This window comes from Lactobacillus amylolyticus DSM 11664, from assembly GCF_000178475.1.
Taxonomy (GTDB): domain Bacteria; phylum Bacillota; class Bacilli; order Lactobacillales; family Lactobacillaceae; genus Lactobacillus; species Lactobacillus amylolyticus.
Map to the genome: position 1 here is coordinate 1 of NZ_ADNY01000049.1, position 16,680 is coordinate 16,680.

At 40.4% G+C, this 16,680-nt stretch carries 13 protein-coding genes and 1 pseudogene; 2 read left to right on the top strand and 12 right to left on the bottom strand.

All coding sequences use genetic code 11. The annotated features are described in order from the left end of the window. Positions 1–8: 8 nt before the first annotated feature. Both pepF and HMPREF0493_RS05700 read left to right on the top strand, forming a co-directional pair. The gene (pepF, locus tag HMPREF0493_RS05695; RefSeq protein ID WP_040457303.1) at positions 9–1,805 is read left to right on the top strand and encodes an oligoendopeptidase F; all 1,797 of its coding nucleotides are present in this window, start codon (positions 9–11) and stop codon (positions 1,803–1,805) included. 163 nt (positions 1,806–1,968) lie between these two features. Further along, positions 1,969–2,535, top strand: coding sequence for a hypothetical protein (locus tag HMPREF0493_RS05700; RefSeq protein WP_006352379.1), 567 nt, complete (start codon positions 1,969–1,971; stop codon positions 2,533–2,535). 39 nt (positions 2,536–2,574) lie between these two features. Here the strand turns inward: HMPREF0493_RS05700 and HMPREF0493_RS05705 are convergent, their stop codons facing one another. The 12 genes and pseudogenes from HMPREF0493_RS05705 to HMPREF0493_RS05760 all read right to left on the bottom strand — a co-directional run bounded on the left by HMPREF0493_RS05705 (position 2,575) and on the right by HMPREF0493_RS05760 (position 16,675). After that, positions 2,575–3,372 (bottom strand): metal ABC transporter permease, encoded by a 798-nt coding sequence (locus HMPREF0493_RS05705; RefSeq protein WP_006352380.1) that lies wholly within the window; start codon positions 3,370–3,372, stop codon positions 2,575–2,577. Then, positions 3,372–4,019, bottom strand: a complete 648-nt coding sequence (locus tag HMPREF0493_RS05710) for a metal ABC transporter ATP-binding protein (protein WP_006352381.1) — start codon at positions 4,017–4,019, stop codon at positions 3,372–3,374. The genes HMPREF0493_RS05705 and HMPREF0493_RS05710 overlap by 1 nt, the downstream gene beginning before the upstream one ends. Positions 4,020–4,284: 265 nt before the next feature. Further along, positions 4,285–6,267: a PTS fructose transporter subunit IIABC gene (locus HMPREF0493_RS05715; RefSeq protein WP_006352382.1), complete on the bottom strand. Its 1,983-nt coding sequence runs from the start codon at positions 6,265–6,267 to the stop codon at positions 4,285–4,287. Between the two features lie 21 nt (positions 6,268–6,288). Beyond that, a complete protein-coding gene (gene pfkB / locus HMPREF0493_RS05720; protein WP_006352383.1) occupies positions 6,289–7,203 on the bottom strand; it encodes a 1-phosphofructokinase in 915 nt (304 codons plus the stop codon). Then, positions 7,204–7,614: pseudogene (locus HMPREF0493_RS05725) on the bottom strand (sugar phosphate isomerase family); the annotation flags it as partial. Positions 7,615–7,742: 128 nt separating this feature from the next. Then, a complete protein-coding gene (locus HMPREF0493_RS05730) occupies positions 7,743–8,492 on the bottom strand; it encodes an amino acid racemase (protein WP_006352385.1) in 750 nt (249 codons plus the stop codon). A 16-nt stretch (positions 8,493–8,508) separates the two neighbouring features. Continuing rightward, a complete protein-coding gene (locus HMPREF0493_RS05735) occupies positions 8,509–10,080 on the bottom strand; it encodes a UDP-N-acetylmuramoyl-L-alanyl-D-glutamate--2,6-diaminopimelate ligase (protein WP_040457305.1) in 1,572 nt (523 codons plus the stop codon). Positions 10,081–10,132: 52 nt separating this feature from the next. Next, positions 10,133–11,287 (bottom strand): sensor histidine kinase, encoded by a 1,155-nt coding sequence (locus HMPREF0493_RS05740; protein ID WP_006352387.1) that lies wholly within the window; start codon positions 11,285–11,287, stop codon positions 10,133–10,135. A gap of 3 nt (positions 11,288–11,290) precedes the next feature. Continuing rightward, positions 11,291–11,977 carry a response regulator transcription factor CroR gene (gene croR, locus HMPREF0493_RS05745; protein WP_006352388.1) on the bottom strand — a complete coding sequence of 229 codons (687 nt, stop codon included), beginning with the start codon at positions 11,975–11,977 and terminating at the stop codon, positions 11,291–11,293. A 177-nt stretch (positions 11,978–12,154) separates the two neighbouring features. After that, positions 12,155–13,996: an ABC transporter ATP-binding protein gene (locus HMPREF0493_RS05750; protein WP_133286313.1), complete on the bottom strand. Its 1,842-nt coding sequence runs from the start codon at positions 13,994–13,996 to the stop codon at positions 12,155–12,157. A gap of 39 nt (positions 13,997–14,035) precedes the next feature. Continuing rightward, positions 14,036–15,760 (bottom strand): ABC transporter ATP-binding protein, encoded by a 1,725-nt coding sequence (locus tag HMPREF0493_RS05755; RefSeq protein WP_006352390.1) that lies wholly within the window; start codon positions 15,758–15,760, stop codon positions 14,036–14,038. A 126-nt stretch (positions 15,761–15,886) separates the two neighbouring features. After that, positions 15,887–16,675 (bottom strand): DUF1129 family protein, encoded by a 789-nt coding sequence (locus tag HMPREF0493_RS05760; protein WP_006352391.1) that lies wholly within the window; start codon positions 16,673–16,675, stop codon positions 15,887–15,889. Positions 16,676–16,680 lie beyond the last annotated feature (5 nt).

Sequence of the window (16,680 nt, forward strand, 5' to 3'; positions counted from 1 at the left end):
AAATATTCATGGCAATTCCAACAAGAAGCGAAATCCCTGAAGAATTAACCTGGGATTTGACCCGCGTATTCAAAAGCGACGCGGATTGGGAAAAAGAATATCAAGCTGTTAAAGATGAAACAGCGAAGTTAAGCCAGTATAAGGGTACTTTTACCTCTGGCAAAAATTTGTATCAGGCCTTAACCCAAATTTTTGCAGTTAAGCGCCGGCTGGAAAACGTTTATGTCTACGCTACGATGTCCAGCGATGTCGATACTGCCAACAGCCACTACTTAAGCTATTCTGCTCAGGCTCAAAGTTTAGCCAGTCAGTTCGAAGAAGTTACTTCATTTATCAATCCTGAAATTTTGAGCATCCCCGAAGCTGATTTAGCCAAATACAAGCAAGAAGAGCCTCGGCTGCATGATTACGATCATTGGCTTGATCAAGTAACCAGCAAAAGGCCGCATACTTTGCCAGCTGAACAAGAACGACTGGTGGCAGATGCTGGCGATGCCCTGAGTACTTCCGAAAATACTTTTAAAGTTTTAACCAATTCAGACATGGAATATGGCTACGTCCAGGACGAAAATGGCGAAATGGTGCAATTATCCGACGGCTTGTACTCAATTTTGATTCAATCACAAGACCGCAATGTCCGTAAAAATGCCTTTGACGTTTTATACGCCAGCTATGGTCAATTTGAAAACTCCCTGGCTTCCACCCTGTCAGGCGTGGTCAAGGCGCACAACTACAACGCACGCGTCCACAAGTATCACTCTGCTCGTGAAGCTGCATTAGCTGAAAACAACGTGCCAACCTCTGTTTATGATACTTTGATCAAAGAAGTCGACAGCCATCTTGACCTTTTGCACCGCTATGTTGCTTTGCGTAAAAAGATTCTGGGTCTTGATGACCTGCAAATGTGGGACATGTATGTGCCTCTTACAGGTAAGCCTGCACTTAGCTATAATTTTGAACAAGCAAAAGAAGAAGCCAAGAAGGCTTTGGCACCATTGGGTAGCGATTACTTAAGCCACGTTGATTATATTTTTAACAACCGTGTCATTGACGTTGTAGAAAATAAAAACAAAGTTACTGGGGCTTACTCAGGTGGAGCTTACGATACTGATCCATATGAATTATTGAACTGGGAAGACAACGTTGATTCGCTCTATACTTTGGTTCATGAAACAGGCCACTCGGTTCACTCATGGTATACCCGCCACAATCAGCCTTACGTTTATGGCGACTACCCAATTTTTGTCGCTGAAATTGCTTCAACCACTAATGAAAATATTTTAACGGAATATTTCTTGGACCACATCACTGATCCTAAGACCCGTGCTTTCATCCTCAACTACTACCTTGACTCCTTCAAGGGAACATTATTCAGACAGACTCAATTCGCAGAATTTGAACAATTTGTTCATGAAGCTGACGCTAAGGGCGAACCACTTACTGCTGATACTTTAGACGATGTTTATGGTCAGTTAAACCAGCGCTACTACGGCGACAGCGTTGAACCTGGCGGCGATATTGCCAAAGAATGGTCACGCATTCCGCATTTCTATTACAACTTCTATGTTTACCAATATGCAACCGGCTTTGCAGCAGCAACTGCTCTTGCCAATAAAGTAGTGCAGGGAACCCAGCAGGACCGCGATGCCTACATCGGTTATCTCAAGTCTGGTTCCAGCGCATATCCAATCGATATTATGAAGGGTGCCGGCGTTGATATGACTAAGCCAGACTATTTGGAAGATGCCTTTAAGACCTTTGCTCGTCGCCTTGATGAATTCGAAAGTTTAATTGGGCAATTTTAAAAATTTAGTTTGACTTAATCAGCAAGTAAATATATAACATTAAAGGAAAGTAAATTTCTCACATCATACAAGAGTTCAGGAGATCCCTGAACTCTTTTTGTCTTCCCTTTAGGCACTATTCATGCTTTAATGAAAGCAAGAGGGCAAATATTGGAGGGATAGAATGATGAATAAAAAATTTTTGTCTTTGCCCGGCATCTTAGTTGCCGCTTTTAGTCTTGCCGCATTCGGCAGCCAGCCTGTCAAGGCTGCTTCTTATGGCCGAATCGGTGAGGTCACACCGCCATTAAGGATGCGCGGCAAATGGTACTACAAGGGCTCAAAAGCATTGGGACAGGATCCTAACAAGCTGTATAAGATTAAAATCGGCAAACACCACATCAATGGCATTAAACTTTATCAAGCCGATCCACGCAAAACAGAAAAGTACGCATTGCACTTTAAGAAATACCGCTTCATTGTTAACCAGACAATGAATTGGGGCAAAACCTCAATTTACAACATCGACAATGTTCAATGGCTGAACGTTACTGGATGGACTGCTGGTGGCGGCAACGGAACTTCATACAGTTTAACAACGAAAAAATTGCATCACAAGCTTCTTCCGGCTTTGGCAATTGGCGTTGGCTATAAGCCATTTATCGCGGCCTATGCCTATCGGATTCCTGGTCACCATCAATTGACCCATGAACAAAAGCAGGCCATTAAGCGTGAAATTTTGAATAATTAAGAGCAAAGAAAAAGAGCTAGCAATTGCTAGCTCTATTTTTTATAAGCGATGGCGAATAACGTGGACAAAGTATGCCGTCAAGTAAATAACCACTTCAATTACTGAGATGAAGAAGGTTACCGGCCAATCTGTGATAAAGCCAAGATACAAACCAGCCCACACGCCAATCAGCGCGATGCTGATTGACCAGGCAATCATTGAAGAAATCGTTTTTCCTAAATACCGGGCGGTGGAAGATGGCAACGTCAGCAAAATGAAGACCAAAAGCGAACCAACAATTTGCGAACCGATTGAAACAGCCATTGCTAAAGCAATTAAAAAGATAACGCCGATCAAACCGGTTTTAATGCCATGAGCCAAAGCCCCAATGTGGTCAAAGGAGTCAAAGTTCAATTGTCGCTGCACGATAAAAATCAAAAGCAGGACGATGATCGACAAGATCACTAATTGAATGACGCCTTCCTCGTCAACACCGATGATGCTGCCAAACAAAATGTTGGTCGCATAACGGCTGTTTGATCCCGAAATCGCCAAAAACAGGACACCTAAACCGATAAACAATGCCGAAATCGCACTAATTGAGCTTTCTTTTTGATCACTGTGCATCGACAATTCACCCACGCTAATTGAACCCAGCAGCGTAAAAAGCAACATCCCCCAAAGCGGTGCAATTCCAATGAAGACAGCAAAGGCTGCTCCGGCAAAGCCGATTTCTGACAATGTGTGAGCCAAAAAGCTAAAGCTGCGCGCCACAACGTAGACGCCAACTACCCCACAGGTAATTGCAATGAAAGTACTTGCTAAGAAGGCATAACCCATAAATTGATATTGAAACATTATTCGTAATCCCCGTCAAATTCACTCATTTTTCCTTGCTTTATTGTTCCATTATTCAAGTACAAATATTCATCCATATATTTGCGAGCCAGTGGCACATCATGAGTTACAAACAGTACAGTCATGCCATGTTTTTGGTTCAAATGTTTAATTAATTTCATCAATTCTTCTTTAGCTACCGGATCCAGGCTGGCTGTTGCTTCATCCAAAATGATCATATTAGGCTGATCAAGCAAAGCCTGAGCCAAATATGCCCGCTGCTTTTGTCCACCGGAAGCCTCGCCCATGCGCGTATTTTGAATACTGGTTAAATGAGTTTCTTCCAGTTCATGCTGGATCTGCTGCTTCACTTTGCCTTTTTTTATCAAAGGAGCATTGAGTCCAACGAAAGCCTTAATCGATAACGGATACTCCGCATCGATATTTCTAAATTGCGGAACATAGCCCAACTTCACGTTATTTTTAAACTGAAAACTGCCGCTAGTTGGTGACAAAAGTTTCATTAAAATATTGATCAGCGTCGTCTTACCGGTTCCGTTTGGTCCCAATAAGGCGGTCATTGATCCTTCTTTAAGGTCAAAGTTTAAATCTTCAAAAACAGTTTTTGTGTCAAACTCCATCGTCAAATTTTTAACTGTTAAGATCAATTTGACACCTCCCTAATCATTTTTGACAGTTACTTACTTATTATTCTTTAGTCAATTGTACCATATTTTTTAGTCAATTGTACCATATTTAAAAAAAGGCACAAAAAAACGTCACCTTTCGGTGACGCAAAACATAACAGAGTATCTTGATTTAAGTAGAGATCATCAAGACAATTTTATAATAATGCAATTATGCTGGCTTGTAAAGAGCTTTTGGATAATAACAATGATTATTTAATTTTTCTCTGTTGTTTTAAAATCTTGCTTATTTATCTTCTTCAATTGGTTCATCATCTTTAACTGGTTTCTTCCAGAAGCCTAAGATAAGACCGGCAGTGATTGAACCGATAATTGTTGCTAAGAAGTAAAGCAAAATGTGGTTAGCAAGTGGTGATACCCAAAGACCACCGTGAGGAGCTGGAACTTGAATATGCCATAAACCAACAAGCAAACCACCAACTGCAGAACCGATCACACATGAAGGAATAACGTGACCTGGGTCAGATGCAGCAAATGGAATGGCACCTTCAGTGATAAATGAGAAGCCAAGGATCCAGTTAGAAATACCGGCACGACGTTCACCAGCAGTGAACTTGTTCTTGAAGAATGCAGTACCAATAGCAGTAGCAAATGGTGGAACCATACCACCAACCATAACTGCGGCCATCATAACAGCAGCAGTAGCTGACTTAGGATCGTTAGCAAAGGCACCTGAAGCAAAGACGTAAGCAGCCTTGTTGAAAGGACCACCCATATCGATAGCCATCATTCCGGCTAAGATAGCAGTTAAGACTACTAAGTTGCCTGTACCCATACCGTTCAAGAAGTGAGTAATTGCGAAATTGATTGAACTGAAGATTGGGTTGATGATGTAGTATATGATCAAAGCAATGAACAGCAAACCTAAGATTGGGTACAAAAGCATTGGTTTCATACCTTCAACTGACTTAGGCAATTTAGCAAAGAGTTTCTTTAAACCGACAATTAAGTAACCGGCAATGAAGCCAGCAGCGATACCACCTAAGAAGCCGGCTGGAGAAGTAGCATGAGCTTGGACGTTAACTTGTAAACCATTGGTTCCGTTGACGATTGCGGCCATATAACCACCAACCAAACCTGGCATTAAGGCTGGCAAATCACCGATTGATTCAGCGATGTAAGCTGACAAAATTGGAACCATGAAGGCGAAGGCCAAGTTACCAGCTGAGTTCAAGAAGATGAAGGCTGGGCTCTTAGCACCACCAGCATAGTTTTCAACGATGAAGGAAATGGCCATCAAGATACCACCACCGATAACGAATGGAAGCATGTGGCTGACACCGTTCATCAAGTTACGGTAAATTGAGCTCCAAACGCCGCCGCTTGATTTTTCTGATTTAGCTTCTGACTTATCAGCTGCACTTGCGTGGTAAACTTCAGCTTTGCCATTCATAATGTCATCGATTAATTCGTCTGGCTTGTTGATACCATCAACAACTGGGCGGTTAACCAACTTCTTGCCATCGAAACGTAGCATGTCAACTTTCTTATCGGATGCGATAATAACACCCTTGGCACGCTTAATTTCGTCAGGAGTCAATTGATCCTTAACACCTTCAGAACCGTTAGTTTCAATTCTAACTTCGATTCCACGCTTCTTACCGGCTTTGATTAAAGCTTCTTGAGCCATGTAAGTGTGGGCAATACCGTTGATACATGCAGTAACACCGACGATTAATGGCTTGTTAGCATCAGCTGACTTTGCAGCTTCTGCCTTCTTCTTTTCAGCAGCAGCTTTATCCTCTGCATCTTTCTTAGCTTCAGCCTTTTCAAATAAGTCGATAACTTCTTCTGGCTTTTCTGCCTTCTTCAAAGCTTCAACTAAGTCTGGGTTGATCAATAAACCAGAAAGTTTTGCCAAAGCTTGAAGGTGGGTGTTATCAGCACCTGCTGGAGCAGTAATCATGAAGAATAAGTGAACAGGTTGACCATCTAATGAGTTGTAGTCAATCCCTTTCTTACTCTTGGCAAACAAAACACGTGCCTTGTTGATGTACTTGTTACGTGCGTGAGGCATCGCAATTCCGCCACCGATACCAGTGGTTGATTCATTTTCACGAGCCCAAATAGATTTGATGAATTCGTCTTCGTTGTTGACGATACCAGTCTTAACTTCAAGGTCGGCCATTTCTTTAATGGCGTCTTCTTTATTAGTAGCCTTGAGGTCCATAATCATGGACTCAGTACTTAAAATATCCTTGATTCTCATGGATCGATTCCTTTCTAGCTATTAGGAGATTTGTTCTACTTTGATTTGTGGAAGAACAGCATCGATTTGGCTCTTAACCGCAATATCCATAGTAAAGGCAGTTGCAGCACCACAAGCCATTCCGATTCTAAAGCTTTCAGCTGCGTCACCAGTTTCAAAGTAAGTGCCAACAAACCCTGCAATCATTGAGTCACCAGCACCAACTGAGTTAACAGCAGTACCAACAGCACCATTAGCATGGTAAACATGGTCCTTAGTTAAGAGGTAGCCACCATCGCCAGCCATTGAAACCATTACGTTTTGTGCACCCTTTTGCAAAAGCTTTTGTGCATATTCAAGCATTACATCGCTTGAGTCAAAAGTAGTGTTGAACAAGTCTGCTAATTCGTGGTGATTTGGCTTGATTACCAATGGCTTGTATTCCAAAGTATCAAGCAATGCTTGACCAGTAGTATCAACAACAAATTCAGCACCAGCTTCTTTAATAGTTGGAAGAAGTTGTTGATAGAAGTCTGCACCGAGGCTTGGAGTAAGTGAACCGCTCATTACAACGATATCGCCTTTCTTCAAGTCGTTTAAACGATATTTAAATGCAGCAATTTCTTGACTGTCGATTTCTGGACCAGCAGCGTTAATTTCGGTTTCCTTTTCGCCGTGGATCTTAACGTTTACACGAGTATTACCAGAAATAGTAACAAAATCACTGACGATTCTCTTTTGGTTAAGTTGACGAATCAATTCCTTACCAGTAAAGCCGCCAACAAAGCCCCAAGCAGTGTTGTCAACATTTAATTGGTTAAGAATTTGGGAAACATTAATTCCCTTGCCTCCAGCTAAAAATGAACAATTACTGGTTCTGTTAACTTCACCAGCATTGACTTTGTCTAATTGCAAAACGTAATCCAAAGCTGGATTAACAGTAACGGTATAAATCAATTATTTTGCCTCCTCTAGGTTTATTTTGGCAGGTAGTGCCTTTTTTTGACTTGATTTAAGTAAATTAGTAACCACAGTTACATCTTTTGCATTAGCAAACACTGCAAAGTTTCGCTTGCCGATTTTTGAAGCATCTGCGAGAACAAAAACTTTTTGTGCTTGCTTCATTTCAGCCATTTTGACTGCTGCTTCTTCGGGATCTGGCGTAGTTAAATTGCCATTTTTTTCAATTCCGTTGGCACCAACAAAACTAGCTGAAAAGTTCATTGCTTTAATCTGCGTTAAAGCTGTTTGCCCTATAGCAACATGGGTGTCATCCTTCACTCTGCCACCGATCATGATCATATTAATGCCATGATTCAGGCTGCACAGTGCAGTTTCAACACCGTTGGTAACGATCTTAACTTCAGGATTTGCATCAATTAGGCTTCTAATTCCGATGACAAAATTATTGTTTTTGGGAGCTAAATCATTCAGCGCACCAACGCCTAACATTGGCTTGCCTTTTGGAAATTTCTTTTTTCTAACCATTTTTGTCCTTATTTATACATATATTTTGCACATGCTTCTTTAGGATCCATTCCATTGCGGATCTTCAAAGCAAGTTCAATTGAGACATCGGCAATAATCGATTGCGGATCAATCACGTTATAAGGATGATCAGGTGCCTTCTCTTGTGCCAAAGACAATTCAGTACAGCCTAACAAAATCACATTGCAGCCGTAGTCATCATGCATCTTTTGAAGGATTTGATGATAAAGCTTGCCTTCGACAATGCCCTTTTCCTTAATATCACGATAGATCAATTTGGTAACCATCGGCTGAATTTCCGGGCCACCAAATTCTACTTCACGACGAACACGATGAATTTCATCTTCATACAAGTGATCATAAATTGAGCCTTCAGTTGCAATCAGGCCAATTTTGCTTTCTTTAGGATATTCTTCAATAAATTTATGAACGGCAATCCGCATCATATGCAAAAACGGAATATCGGTTAAAGCAGCCAAATCATTGTAGAAATAGTGCGCGGTATTGCATGGCATTACAAAGAAATCAGGATTAAGTTTTGCTTGCCCTAAAACATCATCTTTTAAATCAGGGAAGAAATTAGTCTTGCTATGATCCTTAATATAAGCAGTTCGATCGGGAATTTGCGCATCGTTGACCAAAATATAATTTAAATAGTCCTGGTCACGGGCTATCTTTACCCGATGGTTAATCAGCCGAACGTAGCTTTCTGTCGCAATCGTTCCCATTCCGCCAATTATGCTAAAAAAATGTTTCATTAATAATTCACCTTAATTAAGCTCTAAAGTGTTCCTTATCGCCTTCGAGCTCATTGATAACGTTTTGTGCAACAACAATATCAGATGGATATGGCGTATCTACACCGCGAATCTTTTGGAAGGCATCTGCACCTTTACCACAGATCAAGACAACGTCGTCCTTGCCGGCCATTGCAATCGCATCGTGGATTGCCTTCTTACGGTCAAGCTCAATTGTTACATCACACTTAGAGTGGTCGATGCCAGAATCAATTTCTTCAGCGATTGACTTAGGATCTTCAAAGCCTGGGTCATCAGTTGTCAAAAAGGCCTTATCAGCATAAGCCGTCAAACTTTCACTGAATCCTGGACGACGAGAAACGCCCTTGTCACCAGGAGCACCAACAACCACGATAATCTTTGGATTGTTGAACTCTCTTTTCACGAAGCTCATTAAAGCCATCATTGAAGCCTTATTGTGGGCATAGTCAACAATAACCATTCCATGATCCTTGGTCATTTCAGTTTGCATTCTGCCTGGAATAGTAACGTGGCGAATTCCCTTAGCACAAGCATCATGACTCATACCTGCAAGACCTGCCCCAATAATTGCGGCAGTAGCGTTGGATTCATTAAAGTCACCGATCATTTGCAAAGTGTATTCGCCATTGATTGGCAATTGCTTAGCCTTGTCGCTAACGCAGAACAATTTGAAGCGAGTTTCCCGCATATCAGTTTCTTGAGAAGCATATCTAAAGTCAATTGGAACGTTCAACTTTGGATTTTCGAAGTTTTCACTGGCAAATAAGTAAATGCTGTCTGGATTAGTAGTCGTTGTTGCTGCAGCATAAATTTCGTCAAAGTGATCACTTTCTGCATTGATGATACATTTACGTGAGTTCACCATTAATTGCAACTTGCAGTGCAGATAATCCGCAAAGTTAGGGTGTTCATTTGGTCCAATATGGTCTGGGGTAATGTTTAAGAAAAAGCCCAGGTCATAAGTCAAACCGAATACACGATTCTTCTTGTAAGCTTGACTGGAAACTTCCATTACCAAGTGGGTCATGCCATTATCAACAGCACGGCGCATATCGCGGAACAAGTCCAAACTTTCTGGCGTGGTCAAACTTGATTTAAAGCTGTCTTCTGGTCTTCTGCCGACAATATCGTTAACTGAAGAAATAAGAGCGGTGCGGCCACCATTCATTTGGTCAAGCATCCCTTTTAAGAAGTAAGCAGAAGTTGTTTTACCCTTAGTTCCAGTAAAGGCAACAACGTACAAATCATCTTGTGGGAAACGGAAGAAAGCAGCTGACAAAAGTGCCATTGCCTTGGAAACATCACGCACAATTAAGGCATGCATGCCTTTTCCTTCTGGATATGGTTGTTCAGCAACGTAGCAAATAGCACCGTTGTCTTTAGCCATTGATAAATACGTTGGTCTGAAACCAGCACCTTTACAGAAAAATAAAGTGTTAGTTTGAATGTCGCGAGAATCGTATGATACGTATTCTATTTTAGTTACGACTGCATCTTGAACTGCACTTGATTTTAAAAGGTGGTGTTCCTTCAAAATCAAAATACAGGTGTTTAGAGAAATACTCATTTCTTTATCTCCTCGAATAGATCTTATTGTTTCAGTCAAAATTATAACACAGCTAGTGTTTACTTTTTGCTTTCTCTGGATCAAGCGGCAAACGAATAATAAAACTGGTCCAGTTATCATCGGATACACATCTGATGGTTCCGCGGTGCAGATCAACTACACTTTTAGTAATTGAAAGCCCCAGACCGGTTCCGCCTGTTTTGGTATTACGCGAGGTCTCTACACGGTAAAAACGCTCAAAAATTTTCTTAAGCGAAGCCTTTGGAATCTTGGCTCCATTATTTTCAACCCGCAATTCAACGGTCTGCTTGTTGATCAAATTAGCGATCAGCTTGATTTTGGTAGCACCGGTTCCATATTTAAAAGCATTGTTAATTAAATTGTTGTACACCCGGACCAGTTTTTCCGGATCAGCCTTAATGGTTAAATCCTTGGGCCGAGATGCAATTTCAAAAGTGATTCCTTTTTTCTCGGCTTCTAGTTCAAAACCCGCTTCAACTTGCTCAAGCATTGAATAAATCGGCAATGAAACCAAATTAAGTTTCGTATTGTTGGACTTCAAAGTCGTATATTCAAGCAGATCATTAGCCAAAGACTTCATTTGTTCAGCCTTGGTAAAAGCAATATTGATGTATTTTTGCTGGTCTTCCTGACTAGCATTGCCGCTTTTAAGCAAACCCAAGTATCCAATAATTGAAGTCAATGGCGTCCGAATATCATGCGAAACGTTAGTAATCAATTCATCTTTAGATTGTTCAATCGCTTTTTCTTCATTAATCGAATTGACGGTACTGTCAACCAAAGAGTTAATCGAGTCAATTACTCGCTGCAAGTCGGTTCTAACTGCAAAAGGGATCCGATGATCGAAATGACCATCCGCAATATAATGCAGTTCTAAAATGACATGCCGCAGCTGCATTTGGTGATAGCGTCGGATTAAGCGCCAGTACAAAACGATTAAATCAGCAATCCACATTAAAATAATGAAAAGTCGCTGCCAGGACCAAAGATGATAATTTCCGGCAAAAGTCATAGTTTTCTTCAGAAAATAAATGCCGTTGACTAAATTTTCATCTTGCAAAATTGCCAAATGAATCAAAATGATGATTGATAGATTCAGCAGCAGCAACAAAACAATGGTAACTACTCCTTCTGCGAAAAGCTCGCTTTTTTCAGCAGCAGTAAGCTTTACACGCTCTTTTTTCATTAACTAGGCCTCTACTTTGTAACCTACACCCCAAACAGTTTGAATAACGTCTTCGCCGCCTGTTGCTTTTTGAATCTTGTCACGCAAGTGGGAAACGTGGACCATAACGGTTTTAGCAGAAACAATTGATTCTTGTTGCCAAACACGTTCGAAAATTTCATCAGCTGAAAATACGCGGTTAGGATGGCTGGCAAGCAAATATAAAATGCCGAATTCCAAAGCAGTCAATTGAATTGCCTTGCCATCAATCGTTTTAACTTCGTGTGAATCGCGGTTGATAACTAGTGGTCCAACTTCAAGCACATCCGGTTTTTCATCTTTAACTTGCTTTTGACTTCTGCGCAGCAATGAACGAACACGCGCCATAACTTCCAGCGGATTGAATGGCTTTGAAACATAATCGTCGGCCCCAGTGATCAAGCCTTGAATCTTGTCCATGTCGCTTGTCTTAGCAGAAACGACAATAATTGGAATATCGGAATCTTTTCTAACTTCCTTGATAACTTCAATTCCTGACATATTTGGCATCATAATATCCAAAATCATCAAAGCAATATCAGGGGTTGTGATCAACTTAGTAATTGCTTCTTTGCCACTATAAGCTGCAATTGGCTCATAGCCTTCGTTTTTTAAATAAATACTCAATAATTCAACGATTTCCTTATCATCATCTACAACTAAGATTTTCACGAAGAAAACCCCTTTCTTTTTAAACTTAGTTTGTTCTTAAAAAATAATAAAAATAATCCATGTATAGTTTAGCAGACTTGCTTTATTATATTTTACCTATTTTCTAAATAACTAGTTAAACAACAGCTTAGTTTTAAAGAAAAATAAAAAGAATCCTCATGGATTCTTCTTAAATCTCTATTTAATTTCTTTCTTGCCAGTGTAGAGCTCGTAGTAGTAACCCTTTTGCTTAAGAAGCTGTTCATGGTTGCCGGATTCAATGATATGACCGTGATCAAGAACCAAAATCAAATCAGAGTTAACAATTGTCGACAATCTGTGGGCAATAACGAAACTGGTTCTGCCGGCAAGCAAGTTATCCATCCCAGCTTGAACCATCTTTTCTGTTCGCGTATCAATGCTTGACGTTGCTTCATCAAGGATCATTACTGGATCATCAGCGATCATCGCTCTAGCAATACTTAACAGCTGCATCTGTCCTTGTGACAAGTCACCGCCGTTACCGTCAATGACCGTTTCATAACCATCATCAAGTTCATGAATAAATTCATCGGCGTGCGACAAACGTGCTGCTTGGTAAACTTCATCATCACTGGCATCAGGATTGCCGAAGCGGATATTATCCATAATCGTACCAGTAAACATGTGCGTTTCCTGCAAAACGACTGAAAGTGATTGACGCAAGTCATCCTTTTTAATTTTCTTAATTGGAATCCCGTCATAAGTAATCTTGCCGGAATCAATTTCGTAGAAACGATTAAGTATGTTGGAAATCGTAGTCTTGCCGGCCCCGGTTTCACCAACTAAAGCAACTTTCATCCCTGGCTTGGCATCGATATTGATATCATGCAAAATCTGCTTTTCAGGTACATATGAGAGGTTCACATGATCAAAGACAATGTGACCGCGAACTGGCACTTTCTTCGTTGTGCCATCTGCTTGTGGAACATTCCAATTCCAGGCGCCTTCAACGTCATCATCTTTAGAAATAGTAACAACGCCATCGTCTTCTTCAACCGGTTCATCTTCTAACTGGAAGATTCTTCTGGCACCGGCCAAAGCCATGACGATTGAGTTCAACTGCTGTGAAATCTGCGCAATTGGCTGAGTAAATTGTCTTGATAATTGCAAGAAGGAAGCAATTGCACCCAGTGTTAATGGAGCCCAATTGTTAATAGCAGCTGCCCCACCAAAGATTGCGATTAAAACATAGAGCAAGTTACCCATGTTACCCATGATTGGGAACAAAACTGTGGCATAGGTGTTAGCCTTGCCTGAAGCCTGACGCAATTCTTCGTTATAAACGTCAAAGCCTTCCCTGGTTTCTGGCTCATGAGAAAAGACCTTGATAACCTTTAACCCATTAAGCATTTCTTCGCTATAACCATTGATTTGACCCAACTTGTTCTGCTGTACTTGGAAGTAGTGGCTGGATTTTTTAGTTAAGAAACGAACGATTCCGATAGAGAGGGCGAAGATGATCATTGAGAAGATGGTCAATTGCCAACTCAAACTAAACATGGCTGCGATAACGAAGATTAAAATCAAAATCGAATTGGTAAATTGCGGAATTGACTGTGAAATCATCTGCATCAAGGTATCAATATCGTTGGTGTAACGAGACATGATATCGCCGTAATCATTTTGGTCGAAATAAGAAATCGGCAAATGCTCCATGTGAGTGAACATGTTGTTACGAACCCGGAATTGAACCTTCTGCCCTAAAATCCCCATCAAAACGGTAAAGAGATAGTTTGAAATAAAACCAATTGCATAAATTCCAAACATTACCGCGATCGCATATGCAAGGGGACCATAATTAGGAGCTTGACCCTGCTGCACTTCTTTTAATAAAGGCGTGATGTAGTCGTTAATCAAACGCTCAATAAAAAGCGTCCCGATAACATTGGCTCCGGCCGCCAAAATAATTGTGACCAGCGCGGTGAAGAACATCCATGGACTAGTAGTAACGACTAATTTAAGCAAACGGGCTAAAGTCTTGGAACGATATCCCTTCATTTCATTTTTGCTGATAGTTTGATCCAAAATTAGTCACCCCTACTTTCCAGTTTCTTCTTGGAACTTGGCAATTGAACTGTACAATTGGTTGCGTTTGAGCAATTCCTCGTGAGTTCCGATATCTTCAATCTTACCGTGATTCATAACGATGATTCTGTCAGCATCCTTAATTGAAACAATTCTTTGAGAAATGATAATCTTAGTCGTTTCTGGCATATCTTTAGCCAATGACTCTCTGATTTCACGTTCAGTATTTGTATCAACAGCTGAAGTTGAATCATCCAAGATCAAAATCTTTGGTTTCTTCAAAAGCGCACGAGCAATGGTAATTCTTTGCTTCTGACCACCAGAAACGTTGTTACCGCCCTGTTCAACCATTGTGTCATAACCGTCAGGCATTTCACGAATGAAGCCATCAGCATGCGCAATCTTTGCGGCTGCAACTACTTCTTCATCAGTTGCGTTTTCGTTACCCCACTTCAGGTTTTCCTTTACCGTGCCAGAGAACAAAACATTGTTTTGCAAAACCATCGCAACATTGTCACGCAAAGCTTTCAAATCATAGGACTTAACATTATGACCTGCAACTCTAACGGCACCTGAAGTTACATCATACAATCTTGGAATCATTGAAACCAAGGTTGATTTTGATGAACCAGTTTCACCAATAATTCCGATCGTTTCACCAGGACTAATTCGTAAATTGATATCATTTAATGCTAAGGCCTTATCATCAGGATTATATTTGAAGTTTACATGATCAAAAACAATTTCGCCGTTAGTTACGTTCTCAACTGGTTTTCTTGGATTTTCAATTGCTGGTTTTTCTTCAATTACGTCAGCAATTCTGCGACCACTAGCTCCAGAAATAATCAACTGGGTAGCAATCATGGCTAAGATATTCAAACTGAACAAAACTGAATTGGAGTAAGAGAACATTGAAACCAATTGACCGGTTTGCAAAGTTCCACCAACAATTTCCTTAGCACCAAACCAACAAATGGCTAATGTAGCAATGTTTAAGATCGCTGCAACGACCAAGGAGTTTAATGAAATAATTTTTTGTGCAGTTGAGAATAGCTTGTAAATGAAGCCGGAAGACTTTTCAAATTTCGCAATTTGTGATTCTTCTTGAACATAGGTCTTAACTTCACGAATACCACGAACATTTTCACGAACAACTTGGTTCATCTTGTCGTAACCCTTGAAGATCCGTGGGAAGTATGGGTATGCACCACGAATAATTAAGGCCAAAATAATGACGAAGATTGGCGCAATTACTAAGAAAATTAACGACAATCTCGGACTGATGATGACTGACATGACTACTGAAACAATCAGCATCATTGGTGCTCTAACGGCAATTCTGATAATAATCTGATATGCCAGCTGCACGTTGTTAACGTCAGTCGTCAAACGGGTTACCAAACTTGAACTTGAAAATTTGTCAATATTTTCAAAAGCGTAATCTAGTATGTGATAAAACATGTCTTTACGCAAATTAGCAGCAAAACCAGCAGCAGCATGTGCTGCAACATAACTGGCACTTGCCCCGAGAAACAAGGAAACAATTGTAATACCTAATAAGATCAAGCCCCACTTAGTGATATAAGGCATGTTTCCTTTCATAATTCCTTTATCAATCAAATTCCCTACCAAATATGGAATCAGCATTTCAATGATAACTTCACCGATAACACATAACGGTGACAGCAAGGAAAGTTTTTTATACTGCCGAATCGATTTACTCAGCGTTTTAATCAATTAAAGCCCTCCTTTACGTGAAAACGATCGCAAATACAACTTTAAAAAAGGATAAATGAGGAAACTTATTTATCCTTTTTTAAAAGACATATGTTTAGTTTATACCTATTTTTAATAAATTTCACATTATTTGCTTTTACCACTTTGTGGATTTGGCATAAAAACAGAACCTGTAATGTGATAGTACTTTCTAAAGTAGTAACGGCCAGCGAAGGCAATTACGGCAATAATCAAGTATGCAATTCCTGGCAAGACCGGATTAATTACCTTAAAGATTGGCAACATGAAGATGCCCATCAGAACGAATAAACCAACAACAAAGAGTGCGGAAATACCCAATAATTTTGGCCAGGACATCTTTGGACGGCGGTTGTCCTTAGATTTTGGCATCGTCCATTCATTGTATTTAGCCCAGAATACACCAAGCAAAATACAAAATACCAAAATAGTTAAGACACCATTTTGCGTACTTTGAATCTTGGTATTAAAAATTCCCATCAAACCATAAAAGGCAGTGAAAGTTCCTAACCAAAGCAAAGTAGAGTCTGTTGCTCTTTGCCAAAATGGAATATCCATCAATGTTTTTGGCTTTTCTTCAGGGTGAAGAATTTGTTCAGCCTTAATAGATGGTGAAGCCATATAAAGGTCATTAGCTGGCTGACCGCGACGCTGAGCAATAATGATTTCTGGCAATAATTGGTCAACGCGTGCGGCAGCATCGTCAGCATTCATATTGCCTTGCTTTTCCAACTCTTTTTGCAAACGGAAAACGTAATCTGAATTTTTATTGCTGAGCTTGGTTCTTAATTCTGCAGATGACATGTTCTTGATTTCGTCAGCCTCAGTTTTTGCCTTTAATTTTGCTTGCTTTTCTTGATCGATTCTTGCAGTATTTTCTTTTTTCTCTTCTGCCATTTTAT